Annotated in this window: 9 protein-coding genes; 1 reads left to right on the top strand and 8 read right to left on the bottom strand. The window is 74.0% G+C overall.

What is annotated here, in order from left to right:
• Nucleotides 1-63 precede the first annotated feature (63 nt).
• Nucleotides 64-747, top strand: coding sequence for a class I SAM-dependent methyltransferase (locus tag ACZ7MF_RS08310; RefSeq protein WP_471475273.1), 684 nt, complete (start codon nt 64-66; stop codon nt 745-747).
• A 23-nt stretch (nt 748-770) separates the two neighbouring features.
• Here ACZ7MF_RS08310 and ACZ7MF_RS08305 read toward each other — a convergent pair whose 3' ends face one another.
• The 8 genes from ACZ7MF_RS08305 to ACZ7MF_RS08270 form a co-directional block, all read right to left on the bottom strand.
• Nucleotides 771-1598: an ester cyclase gene (locus ACZ7MF_RS08305; protein WP_471475272.1), complete on the bottom strand. Its 828-nt coding sequence runs from the start codon at nt 1596-1598 to the stop codon at nt 771-773.
• A gap of 212 nt (nt 1599-1810) precedes the next feature.
• Nucleotides 1811-3133 carry a diaminopimelate decarboxylase gene (gene lysA, locus ACZ7MF_RS08300; protein ID WP_471475270.1) on the bottom strand — a complete coding sequence of 441 codons (1323 nt, stop codon included), beginning with the start codon at nt 3131-3133 and terminating at the stop codon, nt 1811-1813.
• 2 nt (nt 3134-3135) lie between these two features.
• The gene (locus ACZ7MF_RS08295; protein ID WP_471475269.1) at nt 3136-4410 is read right to left on the bottom strand and encodes an ATP-grasp domain-containing protein; all 1275 of its coding nucleotides are present in this window, start codon (nt 4408-4410) and stop codon (nt 3136-3138) included.
• A 90-nt stretch (nt 4411-4500) separates the two neighbouring features.
• Entirely contained in the window at nt 4501-6033 is a 1533-nt protein-coding gene (locus ACZ7MF_RS08290; protein WP_471475268.1) for a class I tRNA ligase family protein, read from the bottom strand.
• Nucleotides 6030-6416: a cupin domain-containing protein gene (locus tag ACZ7MF_RS08285; RefSeq protein ID WP_471475267.1), complete on the bottom strand. Its 387-nt coding sequence runs from the start codon at nt 6414-6416 to the stop codon at nt 6030-6032. The genes ACZ7MF_RS08290 and ACZ7MF_RS08285 overlap by 4 nt, the downstream gene beginning before the upstream one ends.
• A complete protein-coding gene (locus tag ACZ7MF_RS08280; RefSeq protein WP_471475265.1) occupies nt 6413-7774 on the bottom strand; it encodes a lysine N(6)-hydroxylase/L-ornithine N(5)-oxygenase family protein in 1362 nt (453 codons plus the stop codon). Before ACZ7MF_RS08280 ends, ACZ7MF_RS08285 begins: the two co-directional genes overlap by 4 nt.
• Nucleotides 7775-7792: 18 nt before the next feature.
• A complete protein-coding gene (locus tag ACZ7MF_RS08275) occupies nt 7793-8200 on the bottom strand; it encodes a cupin domain-containing protein (RefSeq protein ID WP_011030914.1) in 408 nt (135 codons plus the stop codon).
• Nucleotides 8197-12456, bottom strand: a complete 4260-nt coding sequence (locus ACZ7MF_RS08270) for an amino acid adenylation domain-containing protein (RefSeq protein WP_471475263.1) — start codon at nt 12454-12456, stop codon at nt 8197-8199. Before ACZ7MF_RS08270 ends, ACZ7MF_RS08275 begins: the two co-directional genes overlap by 4 nt.
• Nucleotides 12457-12495: the final 39 nt, after the last annotated feature.

The raw sequence follows: 12495 nt of genomic DNA, 5'->3' as shown, positions 1-12495 counted from the left end.
CCTGCCCCGGGGCGCGCACCGCGCGCCCCGGGGCTCCACCCCTGAACAGCGGGAGCGCCCCCCATGATGCGTACCGTCCTCGCCGCCGCCCACCGCTCACTGCACCGGATCGCCGAGCACCGGCATCCTTCCCCGCACCGGGGCACCGGTCCGGACCCGGGCGGGATGGGCATCAGCGGCGAGGCGTACGACCGGCTCTCCGGCAGGCTCCTGAGCGGCCTGTACCGGCACGCCGCCACGGAGACGTGCCGGGCCCCCCGGGCAGGGGTCGCCGTCGACATCGGCACCGGCCCGGGCAGACTGCTCCTGCGCGTCGCCCGCAGCCGCCCCGACCTCACCCTGCACGGCGTGGACATCTCGCCGTCGATGGTGCGCCGGGCGCGGTCCAACGCCGAGCGGTACGGGCTCGGGGACCGGATCACCGTGCACCTCGCCGACGGCACCGGGCTGCCGTTGCCCGACGCGTGCGCCGACGTGGTGGTCTCGACCCTCAGCATGCACCACTGGTCCGACACGCACGCCACCGTCGCGGAGGCGGCCCGCGTGCTGCGTCCCGGCGGCCGGCTCGTGGTCTTCGACTTCCGCTCCGTGTCCGACGCGCCACTGCGGCAGGGTGTGGCGGCCCGCCCCGAGTTCCGCGGCCAGCAGGTGAGCCGTTCCCTCGTCACCGGAGCGCCCTGGCTGCCCTTCCCCCTCTTCGCCCGCCTGACCGTGCGGTCGGGGGTGCCGGGCGAAGGGGGCGACTGACGTGGCGGCGAGGCCCGAGTCTCCTACGGGGTCACCCCGAACTGCGCCACCGCCGAGTAGTCCATGACGTCCCAGTGCTCGGCGATCAGCCCGTCCTGCAACCGCAGCAGGTCCGCGGTGTGCAGCCGCACCTCCCGGCCGCTGGAGGCCTCGTGGCCCCGCCAGAGGCAGAAGACCGCGACCCGGTCGCCCTCGGCGACCACCTGCGTGATCTCCCCGGTCAGATCGGGGGCCAGGGCGAACAGCCCGGCGAAGAAGTCCTTCATACCCTGAAGGCCGGTCCCGGACTGCGCCGCGAAGGGGTTGTGCTGGATGTAGTCCTGCCGGTAGAAGTCGTCCGCGCGTTCCAGCCGGTGCTGCTGCATGATCTCTTCCCAGACCGTCAGCACCGTCCGTGTGTTGGCCTGCTCGGTTTCGCCGGCGTTCGGGTCGGGCTTGCCCGCGGGCTGCGTCTGGTCGCCCGCGGGCAGTCCGAACCGGGTCAGCCCGGACTGGTCGACGACGCTCCAGTGCTCGGCGATCTGCCCGTTCGTCACCCGGTACAGGTTCGCGGTCCGCAGGGACAACTCCTGGTCCGAGCCCGAGAGATGACCGGTCCAGTGCAGGAACACCATCACCCGGTCGTTCTGCGTCACCATGTGCTCGATGCGGACCTGGGCGTCGGAGAAGGCGATGAACATGGCCCCCACCCGGTTGCGCAGGGCGTCGACCCCCACCTCGCCCTCGCCCCCGTGGTTGAGGATGTCCGGCGCGTAGAACTCCGGCATGCGATCGAGGCGGTTCGCGTTGTACACCTCGGCGTACAACCGCTCGATGTGCCGCGCGCTCTCACTGCGCTTGGTCTCGGTCATGTCGCCCTCCCGGCGCTTGCCCCTGCGATGGGTCCCGTGGTGGACAGCCCGTTCCGCGCCCGAGTGCGGGCGCGGGCGCGGAAAATCCCATGCAGGTACTCTGTGGCCGCCCTCGCGCAGCCCGGCACCCTCCTTGGGCCCCCGCACGTGAGGTGCCCGAACGACCAGTACTGGGCTGCGGCGGCCCGGCCCGGGGCCCGGCAGGACTCCGGTCACGCTCCGGGGTGGAGGCCGCCCGACCCGGACCCGGGCAGGGAGTCGAGCTCCGGGGCCAGCAGTTCGGCGACCGTCTGGCGGCGGCGGATCAGGCGGGTCTCGGCGCCGTCGACCAGGACCTCGGGGATGAGCGGCCGGGAGTTGTAGGTGGACGACATGCTCGCGCCGTAGGCGCCGGTGTCGTGGAAGACCACCAGGTCGCCGACGTCGGTGCGGGGCAGCGGCACCGGTTCCACGTCCCCGCCCTCGACCTGGGTGAAGACGTCCCCCGACTCGCACAGCGGTCCGGCCAGGACGGTGTCGCGGGCGTCGGAGGCGCGGGGGTTGCCGTCGGCGTCGAGCACCGAGACGCGGTGGTTGCTGCCGTACATCGCGGGCCGCATCAGGTCGTTGAACCCGGCGTCGACCAGGACGAAGTAGTTGCTGCCCACGGGCTTGTGGGCCCGCACCTCGGCGGCCAGGACGCCGGAGCCGGCCACCAGGAAGCGTCCGGGCTCGATCTCCAGCCGCACCGGGTGGCCGAGTTCGGAGACCAGCTCCCGGCGGGCGGCGTCCCAGAGTTCGAAGTAGCGGTCGGTGTCGATCTCCGGGTCGCCCGGTGTGTACGGCACGGAGAGGCCGCCGCCGGCGGAGATGGCGCGGATGTCCCGCCCGGCCATCCTGACCTGCTTGACCATGGTCTCGCAGACCGACTCCAGGTGGCCGTAGTCCACCCCGGAGCCGATGTGCATGTGCAGGCCGACCAGGTCGAGCCCGTGCCGGTCGACCAGTGCGAGGCTCTCTTCGAGGTGCTCGTGCCAGATGCCGTGCTTGCTGTGCTCGCCGCCGGTGTTGGTCTTGCGGCTGTGGCCGTGCCCGAAGCCCGGGTTGATCCGGATCCACACCGGGTGACCGGGGGCCGCCCGGCCCACCTGGTCCAGCATCTGCGGGGAGCCCGCGTTGACGGGGATGCCCAGCTCGACCACCCGGCGCAGCGTGGAACGGTTCAGCAGGTCGGCGGTGAAGACGATCGGCTCGTCGTCCCCGCCGACCCGGTAGCCGGCCGCGAGCGCCCGCTCGATCTCGCCCTCCGACACGGCGTCGACGTGGACGCCCTCCTCCCGCATCAGGCGCAGGATGTGCAGGTTGGAGCAGGCCTTCTGCGCGTAGCGGATGACGTCGAAGCGGCGCAGCCGGTCGATCTGGGCGCGGATCGTCCCGGCGTCGTACAGCCACAGCGGCGTGCCGTGCTCGGCGGCCGCGGCGGCGAGCCGGGGGCCGTCCAGGGTGCCGGGCAGGCCGGGCTGCTCGGCGGAGGAAGGGGCGGATGGGGAGGTCATGGTCAGTCCTTCTCGCCGATCATCAGGGCAATACCGAGATCTTCTTCCAAACGGCGCAAGATCTGCTCGGCCGTCCGAACCACGGACGGATGGTCCGGCCCGCGCAGCATGAAGCGGGCCACGATCTGTCCGGCGGCCACCGTGCGGCCGGGTCCGGTGCCGTAGCTGTCGAAGCCGACGACCTCCAGGACGCCGGGCCGCTCGGCGATCCACTCCAGTGACGCGCCGGGTGCGAGGGTGCCGCCGTCGCGGGCCATCACCTTGCGCCCGCCGACGCAGCCGTCGAGCGTGCCGGGCAGGGGCACCTCGGCGCCGGGTTCCAGGATCGCCAGCAGTCCGGAGAAGATGTCGGTGCCGGTGGCGTGCCGGTAGATGGTGGGCAGGGCGCCGCCCATCACCCGGGGGTTGACCTCGACCAGCACCGGCCCGCGCCCGGTCACCATGATCTCCAGGTGGAAGACGCCCAGGTCCAGGCCGATCGCCCGGCACACGTCGGCGGCGTAGGCGACGCAGGCCTCGGTCTGTTCCCCGGACAGCGCCGCGGGGATGTAGGAGCCCAGCTCCACCACCTCGTCCTCGGCCCAGCGGAACCGCCCGGACACCGCGAAGGGGAAGAACTTCCCGTCCCTTGCGCCCAGTTCGACCGAGACCAGGGTGCCGACCAGGTACTCCTCGACGAGGATGCCGCGGGTGAACTGCTCGTGCCACTGCACGGGCACCGCGTCCAGTCCGGTCAGCACCCCGCGGCAGCCGGCGGCGGCCTCGGCGGGATTGGTGGCCACGTAGGAGAGCAGGCTGTCCGCGCCCGACGGCGGCTTGAGGATCACCGGGTAGCCGATCTCCTCCGCCGCGGCCAGCGCCGCCTCCTCGGTCTCGGCCAGCGCGTGGCGCGCGGAGGCGAGCCCGGCCCTGTCCAGCGCGGCCCGGCACCGGTCCTTGCGGCGGGCGGTGAGGACGCCCTCGGTCGCCGTGCCGCGCAGGCCCAGCTCCCGGCAGGCGACGGCGACGGCCTCGGCGCTCAGCTCCAGCTGGGCGGTGACCACGTCGATGGGGTCGGCCGCGTGGCGGTCGGCCAGGGCCCGGGTGACGGTCTCGGCGTCCGTGGTGACCAAGTTGTCGACGAGGTGGTCCACCGAGCCGACGATCCGCAGGTTCTTCTCGGTGGGCGGATAGAACGGGTCGGCGGACTGGAGGTAGGTCACCCGGTGACCGGCCTCCTTGGCCAGCCGAATGGCTTCGAGCGCGGCGGGGTTGGAGTCGACGAACGCGATGTGCATGGGTTCTGCCTAGGGTCGCGGGAGGGGGAGGGCCGGGGCGGCGCGGGCCGCCCGGGCGGTGGTCGAAGCGGTGCGGTCGATGCGGTGTGCTCAGAGGGTGACGGGCAGGAGGTCGGCCAGGTCCGGCACGGTGCCCTGCGCCGCGGCCGTGTACCGGGCCTCGATGGCGGCGGCGAGGCCGGGCACCAGGGGCGCGGCATGCTCGGCGGCGGCCCGGAGACCGGCGACGGCGAGCCCGGGGTCGTCCGGCGCCCTGGCGGCGAGCAGCGTGAGCAGGTTCGCGGTGGTCTCGGCGGCCTGCCGCATCGAGAAGGTCTCCAGCGTGTAGGCCCGCCGCATCCGGTCGCGGTAGCGGTCCAGGAGCGCCTCGGTCCTCGGCCCGGCCGCCGCCACGGGCCGCCCGGTGTGCGGGGCCAGGGCCGCCGCGACGCTCTGGAGCGGCTGGTGCAGCCGGGTGCGTACGGTGTCCAGGAAGTCCGCCTCGGTGAAGTTGGCGGGCTGGTGCTCCGGGTTGCCGAGCGCGAGGTGGAAACGCACGTTGTCCGCGCCGTACTTGCCCACCAGGTCGCGGGCCCAGACGAGGTGGCGGCGGCTGGTGGAGAACTTGGCCCCGTCCAGGTGGTAGAACTCGTTGGTCACGATCGCGGCCGGCTCGGTCAGCCCCCCGTGCGCGAAGGTGAGCCCGAGGTGGGCGAAGGCGAAGTAGAACGTGTTGTCGTAGCCGAGGAACTGCACGAGTTCGAAGCCCGAGCCCGCCGCCCACACGCCGGGCGGCGTCGCGGGGCTGCGGCGGGCCCGCGCGGCCTCCGCCATGTGCCTCAGGCCCGGCAGCATCTCGGCCCAGACGTTGAAGACCTGGCCGTCGAAGCCGTCGATGCCGACCGGGATGCCCCAGTCCGCCGGGTAGCTGACCGGGAAGTCGGGCAGCGGCCGGGAGAGCATCTCGTCGACGAAGCGCAGCACGTGCGGGCGCATCGTGGCCCGCCGGGCGCGGTAGAACTCGGTGAACTGCTCCCGGTACTCCTCCAGCGGCAGGACCAGGATCTCCGTCTCGCGCGGCTGGGTGGTGGTGGAGGAGGCGGCGGGCCCGGCGCCGGTGCTGGTGGGGAAGAGCAGGGAGTCGACGTCGTTGGGGTGGCCGCAGTTCTCGCAGATCGCCCCGCAGGTGCCGACCAGGCACTCGGGGCAGTACCCGGTGGCGAAGGCCTCCAGGAGGTAGCGGCCGGTCCGCCCGCAGTACGGGAAGGTCCAGGTGCGGGTCTTGAGCCGGCCCGCCCGGTGCAGGCCGGTGAAGAACTCCCGCACCTCGGCGCGGTAGGCGTCGTCGGGGCTGGTGAACGCGTCGATGTCGATGCCGGCGAGTTCCAGCGTGCCGACGATCTCGCGGTTGCAGCGCGCCGCCAGCTCCACCGGGTCCAGGCCCAGCCGCTCGGCCGTGGTGACCACGTACGTCTGGTGGTCGTCGCCGCCGGACGCGTACAGGACGGTGTGTCCCAGCATCCGCTGGGCGCGGCTGAACACGTCGGCGCCCAGGTAGGGCCCGGAGAGGTGACCGAGGTGCAGGTCGCCGTTGGTGGTGGGGGGTGTGGCGGTGACCAGGAAGCGGCGCGGGGCCGGTGTCATCGGTCCTCCCCGTGGGCGTGTCCGGCGGCCGGGGCGGCGCCGAAGGGGCCGAGGGACCAGACCGACACCATCTCCAACTCCTCGGTGTCCGAGGCGTTCTCGAAGTGGTGGCGCTGGTGGGAGCCGACCACCAGGGCGTCGCCCGCGGCGATCCGCGTACGCTCCCCGTCGACCTCGGCGTGGCCGCTGCCGCGCACCACGTAGAAGTGCTCGTGGTCCTCGTGGGAGTGCGGGGTGGTGGCCGTGCCGGGCGGGACGGTACACACGCCCATGCCGGTGTCCGAGGGTCCGCTGGACTCCCAGGGCAGGATGCGGCGGAACGCGCAGCCGTACTCCTCCTTGACGAGGGCGTCGGCCCGCCGCTGGATCCGGATGCCGCTCATGCGTGGACTCCTTCGAACAGTGGGGTGGCGAGGTCTTGGTGGCCGGCGGCCGGGGTGTCGAGGACGGCGTCGAGGATGTCTCCGGCGCGGTGGGCGAGCAGCGACAGCAGGGTGCTGGTCAGGCCGTGGGTGTGTTCGGCGGCGCCGTGCAGGAAGATCCGCGGTGCGAAGCCCCCGTCGGTGCGTACCGAGTAGTCGCGGTCGACGAGCAGTTCGCCGTCCGCGTCCCTGAGCAGGTACGGGTCGACGCCGGTCAGCAGGCCGCGCGCCTCGCGGAAGTCGTAGCCGGTGGCCAGTACGACCGCGTCGTGGCGCTCGCCGCGTTCCTCGCCGGTGAGCAGGTCGCGCAGGGTGGCGGTGACCAGGCCGTCGTCGGCGCGGGCACCGGTCAGTTCGGTGAACCGGCTCAGGTGCAGCCGCTGTCCGCCGTGCACCTGCTGGTCGTAGAGGAGTTCGGCGACGGCGGTGATGTCCTCGTCGTCGACGGCGGCGTAGTTGGTGGCCTTCAGCTCCGTGAGGATGCCGCGGCGGCGTTCGGGTCCGGCGCCGTGGAACAGGTCGACGGAGGCCGGGTCGAAGATGGCGTTGGCCAGGGCGCTGCTGTTGGCGGGCATCAGCGCGAATCCCCGGTGCGCCAGGGTGACGTCCGCCGCCGGGAACTCGCCGGCCAGGTACTGGAAGATCTCCGCGGCGCTCTGTCCGGCGCCCACCACCAGGAAGCGGTAGGGCAGTTCGCGGCCGCGGTCGTGGAAGGGCCGGATGCCGCCCAGGAAGGAGCTGCTGTGCAGGACGGTGCCGTGCCGGAGGGTGCCCGGCTCGACGCCTGGCGGGACGATCGGGGTGCCGCCGGGGGCCAGCGACACGTGGTCGGCGGAGACGGTGTGCCGGGTGCCGTCCGGGCCGCGGTGGTCCACCTCCAGGCGGGTGACCCGTCCGTCGGGGCCGGTCACCGGGCGGATCGCCTCGGCGGTGCTGCCGTAGGTGACGTAGTCGGCGAGCCGGCCGGCCGCCCAGCGGAAGTAGTCGACGTACTCGCGCCGGGTCGGGTTGAGGGTGCCCAGGTTGAGGAAGGGTTCCAGTCTGCCTTTGGACACCAGGTAGTTGGCGAAGCTGTACGGGCTGGTCGGGTCCCTGGGGGTCACCAGGTCCTTCAGGAAGGCGACCTGCATGCGGGCGCCGGGCAGCAGCATGTCGGGGTGCCAGGAGAAGGCGTCCCTGGACTCCAGGAAGTGCAGGGAGGTCCCGGCGGCGGCCGGGCCGGCCGAGGCGTGCAGCGCGCTCATGGACAGGTGCGAGGGGCCGAAGCCGACGCCGAGCAGCCGGTGGTGCGGGTGTCCCCCGCGCGGGGCAGTGGTCATGGTGTTCCTCTCCGCCGGTCAGCCGGCCTGGACGGCGGGGCCGGTGCGGTCGTCGTCCAGCGGCCGGTAGTGGGCGTAGAACTTCTTGGTGGGCTCCAGGACCTCCCAGGTGCCGGTGAATCCGGCGGGGACGACGATGGTGTCGCCGGGGACGAAGGTGCGGGCGTTGCCGTCGTCGTCGGCGATGACCACCCGGCCGTGGAGCATGTGGTAGAACTCGTCCTCCTCGTACACCGCGCGGAACTTGCCCGGGGTGCTCTCCCAGATGCCCGAGGTGAAGGCCCCGTCGGGGCTGGTGAAGTGCAGGGTGTTGGTGATGGCCAGCTCGCCGGAGATCCAGCGGTCCGGTCCCTTGCGCACCTGGCGCACGTTCTCCGGCTCGGACTCGCCGAGGACCACGATGTCCTTGATCGTTCTGCTCGTCATGCCGATCCCTTCGCTGTACGGGTGTGAAAGAGTTCCGCGAGCCGCCGGGCGGCACCGTCGCGGACCACGGAGTAGTGCGTCTCGGGCAGGGGGGCGATCCGCGCGCCGGGCGGGACGAGACCGGCCGGGTGCAGGTGCAGCGGCGTCAGGCCCCCGAAGGCGTCCGGTCGTTCCCGCTCGGCCGGTACGACCAGGAGCGGGCAGTCCTGCGGCAGGGGCCGGGGGCGGTGGTCGAGCAGCAGCCGGTACAGGGCGCGGTACTGCTCGTAGAGGCCGCGCAGGGACTCGCCCGGCTCCTGGGGCAGGTGGGTCGCGGCGAGGTGTCCGAAGGGGTCCGGGTGGCCGGCGGGCACGGCGATCGCCGCGGCGCCGTCCCGCTGTCCGAGGTAGTCGGTGAAGAACCCCGCCGCGGCGGCCCGTTCGTCCAGGTCCGCCCCGTCGGCGGCGGCCACGAAGCTGTCGATGAGGGTCAGTGAGAGGGGCTGGAAGAGGTCGGTGCGGCGGGCGGTCTCCGCGGCGAGGACGCCGCCCATCGACCAGCCGAGGAGGTGGACGGGGCGCCCCAGCGTCGCGACCGCCCGCGCGTACTCCTCAGCCAGTTCGGGCAGGGTCGCGGGGAGCCGGCCGGTGGGCGGGGCCTGCAACCCGTACACCGCGTAGGGGGCGGGCAGCGCGTCGATCAGGGCGCGGTAGCCGAGGAGGTGTCCGCCCACCGGGTGGACCAGGACCACCGCCGCCCCGTCGCCGGGTCTGACCTGCACGAGCGGGGTGTCGACGCGCTGGTCGAGCAGCGCGTCCTGCTGCGCGACGGTGCTCGCCTCGAAGAGGCTGGACAGCGGCAGCCGGACGCCGAACTCCTCCTCGATCCGGCGGACCAGGCGCACCGCGGAGACCGAGCTGCCGCCGCTGGCGAAGAAGTCGTCGTCGACCGACCGGACGGCCGTGCCGCACACCTCCTGCCACAGCCGGGCCAGCGCCGACTCCCGCTCGGTGCGCGGCGCGCGGCCGGACGCGGCGCCCCGGTCTGTGTGCCCTGCGCCGTCCCCGGTCCCCGCCGCGTGTTCCTCGGCGAGGGCGAGGAGGGCACGGGCGTCGCGCTTGCCGTTGGCGGTCAGCGGGAGGGCGGGGACGGTGTGGAAGGAGCTGGGCACCGCGTACGAGGGCAGGGTGGTGCCCAGCCGGGCGCGCAGCGCCGCGGGACCCGGGAGCCGCTCGCCGTCGGTGCCCGGACGGCCGGGTTCCTCGGCGACGAGGAAGGCGATGAGGCGGGCGGCGGCACCGGTGCCGGTGACGACACAGGCCGCGGCCCGGACGCCGGGCTGCGCCGTCAGCTGCTGCTCGACCTCCAGGAGGTCCACCCGGTAGCCACGCACCTTGGCCTGGCTGTCGAGGCGGCCGAGGAACTCCAGGGTGCCGTCGGGCCGGTAGCGGGCGTGGTCGCCGGTGCGGTACAGGCGCTCGCCGGTCCGGGGGTGGGTGGGGAAGCGGGCGGCGGTCAGTTCGGGCTGCCCGTAGTACGCCGTGGCCAGGCCGTCACCGGCGATGAAGAGTTCGCCGGGCACCCAGTGGGGCACGTCCGCGAAGCCCGCGTCCGCGTCGAGGACGTGGTAGCGCTGGTTGGCCAGGGGCAGCCCGTACGGCACCGACTTCCAGGACGGGTCGATCCGGTCCACGACGTGGTAGTTGGACCAGATGGACGCCTCGGTGGCGCCGCCCAGGGCTACCACCTCGGCCTTGGGCGCGGCCCGCCGGACGCGGTCGGGCAGGCCGAGCGGGATCCAGTCGCCGCTGAGCAGGACCAGCCGCAGCCCGCCCAGGACGTCGGCGGCGCGTTCGTCGCCGAGGTGGTCGAGGAGCATGTCGAGGAGCGCCGGGACGGTGTTCCAGACGGTGGCGCCGCTGTGCCGCACCCAGTGTGCCCACAAATCGGGGTCGGGGCGGGCGGCGCAGGGCGGCACGACGGCGGTGGCGCCTGCGCACAGGGCGCCGAACAGGTCGAAGGCCGAGAGGTCGAAGTGCAGCTCGGACAGCGACAGCAGCCGGTCGTCCGGGCCGACGCCGAAGCGCTCCACCATGTCCTGGACGGTGTTGAGCAGCCCGCCGTGCGGAATCGCGACGCCCTTGGGGGTGCCGGTGGAGCCCGAGGTGAAGATGACGTACGCGAGGTCGTCGGAGGCGGGCACCGGCAGCGGCAGCGGCTCGCCGGGGTACCCCGGGGCGTCGAGGGCGAGTGTCTGCACGGGCCGTTCCAGCTCCGCGAGGAGCCGTGCCCCCTCGGCGTCGGCCAGCACCCTGCCGATGCCGTGCCGGGTGAGCAGCGCGTCGAGCCGGGCGGGCGGCCAGTCGACGCCGAGCGGCACGTAGGCGCCGCCGGCCGCGACGACCGAGAGCGCGGCGAGGTACTGGCCGGGGCTCTTGCGCGCCAGCACGCCGACGAGTTCGCCGGGTGCCGCCCCGGAGGCGGTCAGCGCGGCGGCCGTACGCCCCACCCGGTCCGCGGCCTCGCGGTAGGTGGTCGTCCCGTCCGCACCGTGGAGGACGACGCGGTCGGGGGTGCGCGCGGCGCCCTCGCGCAGCCCGTCCAGGACCCCGCCGCCCGGGAGGTCGTGCGCGGTGCGGTTGGCGGCGGTACGCGCGGCCAGCAGTACCTCGGGCAGCGGCGGCGGGTGCGGGGCCGCCCAGGGGGCGTCGTCCCCGGCCAGGCGGCGCAGCACGTCGGCGTGGGCCGCCGCGAGCTCGTCCACCAGGCCCTCGGGGAAGGCCTCGGCCACGTGGTCGAAGGTGCAGACGAGTTCCCCGTCCTCCTCGGAGACCTGGTGGTCGAGGAGGACCTGCGGGGTGTGCATGGACTTGAAGACCAGTTCCCACCCCTCGGCCCGCAGGTGCGGGGGCAGCGCGTCGGACGCCGCGTCGTCGAGTCCCGAGGCGAAGACGAACGGGCTGCCGACCGCGGCCCCGGGGCTCTCCCGGCGGGCCCGGCGGGCCACCTCCACCCCGGACAGCCAGGTGTGCGGCAGGTCCGCCATCAGCCGCCGTTGCAGGGCCCCGGCGCGCTCGGCGAAGGTGCCGCCGGTGCCGTCGCACTCCAGCAGCAGCGTGCTGCCGAAGTTCCCCACGCACGCGGCCGGTGCCGGGTCGGTGCTGTTCGGGTCGGTGCCGTTCGGGCCAGTGCCGTTCGGGTCGGCCGCCAGCATGGCGCGGGTGGCGACGAGGACGGTGAGGGTGAAGGAGGGCCGGCCCGACCAGCGGCGCAGCACCTCGGCGTAGGCGGCGCACAGCACGGAGTTGGCCGACAGGCCGGCACCGCGGGCCCGCTCGCGCAGCGCCGCCCAGACGGGCGCGGGCAGCCGGTGACGGACTCGGGCGAACCGGGCCCGGGCCGGGCGGGGCAGGGTCGGCGGGGTCGGCGGTCCCGGCAGGGTGGGCGTCCGGCGCTGCCAGTGGGCGACCGCGTTGCGGTGGGCCTGGCTGTCTCGGTGGGCGTGGAGGGCCTCGGTGTACCGGGCGAAGTACCCGGGCTCCACGGGAGGGTCGGCGAACGCCCGCCCCTCGTAGGCGTCGGCCAGGTCGCGGCAGAGCAGCCCGATGGAGCGGGCGTCCAGGACGAACAGCCGCAGGCACAGCAGGACGAAGGTGGTGCCCCGGGCGGAGTAGACCGCGCAGCCCAGTTGGGGGCCGTCCGCCAGGCCGGGCAGGAGCGCGGCCGCCGTCTCCCCTTCCCGGTGGAAGGCCGCGCGGGCTTCGGCGGCGTCGAGGTGGCTCCAGTCGACCAGGGCCGGGCCCCAGCCGTCGTCGAGCGGGACGACCCGCTGGCGGCCGTCCGGGCCGACCGCCGCGCGGAGCATCTCGTGCCGGGTGAGGACCGTGCGCAGCGCGCCGCGCCAGCGTCCGGTGTCGAGGCCCGGGACCTCGAAGCCGTGCGCGATGTAGGCCGGGGTGGCCAGTTCGGGGAAGTCCGACTCGCCGACCTGGTAGGCGCTCTGGAGGTCGGTCACCGGGAAGGGGCGCCCGGACGGCCGGGGCTCCGGGTCCGCGGCGGCGACCCGGGGGCCGGGCAGGCCGGGGTGGGCGGTGATCGCCGCGAGGACCGGCTCCTTCGCGGCCGTGAGGCGGTCGAGGAGCTGCCGGGGCGCCTCCGGTGGAGCGTCGACGGACAGTCTGCCGCGGCGGGAGCGCACCGTGACGCCCTGCTCCGCCAGTTCGCGAAGGAGCGCGAGCGTGTCCCGCTCCCCCGCACCCCGTTGTGTGTCTTCCACCTCGCCGTACCCTTCCGACCTGCGTCCGTCGTCGCCCCT

Source organism: Streptomyces sp. NPDC111628 (assembly GCF_055635195.1).
Note: the sequence above shows the minus strand (reverse complement) of the source record. Positions and strands in the feature narration are given on the sequence as shown.

Coding starts and splice junctions, on each gene's coding strand:
- ACZ7MF_RS08290 (WP_471475268.1), bottom strand. CDS start 6,033: ATGACACCGGCCCCGCGCCGCTTCCTGGTCACCGCCACACCCCCCACC.
- ACZ7MF_RS08280 (WP_471475265.1), bottom strand. CDS start 7,774: ATGACCACTGCCCCGCGCGGGGGACACCCGCACCACCGGCTGCTCGGC.
- ACZ7MF_RS08285 (WP_471475267.1), bottom strand. CDS start 6,416: ATGAGCGGCATCCGGATCCAGCGGCGGGCCGACGCCCTCGTCAAGGAG.
- ACZ7MF_RS08275 (WP_011030914.1), bottom strand. CDS start 8,200: ATGACGAGCAGAACGATCAAGGACATCGTGGTCCTCGGCGAGTCCGAG.
- ACZ7MF_RS08295 (WP_471475269.1), bottom strand. CDS start 4,410: ATGCACATCGCGTTCGTCGACTCCAACCCCGCCGCGCTCGAAGCCATT.
- lysA (WP_471475270.1), bottom strand. CDS start 3,133: ATGACCTCCCCATCCGCCCCTTCCTCCGCCGAGCAGCCCGGCCTGCCC.
- ACZ7MF_RS08310 (WP_471475273.1), top strand. CDS start 64: ATGATGCGTACCGTCCTCGCCGCCGCCCACCGCTCACTGCACCGGATC.
- ACZ7MF_RS08305 (WP_471475272.1), bottom strand. CDS start 1,598: ATGACCGAGACCAAGCGCAGTGAGAGCGCGCGGCACATCGAGCGGTTG.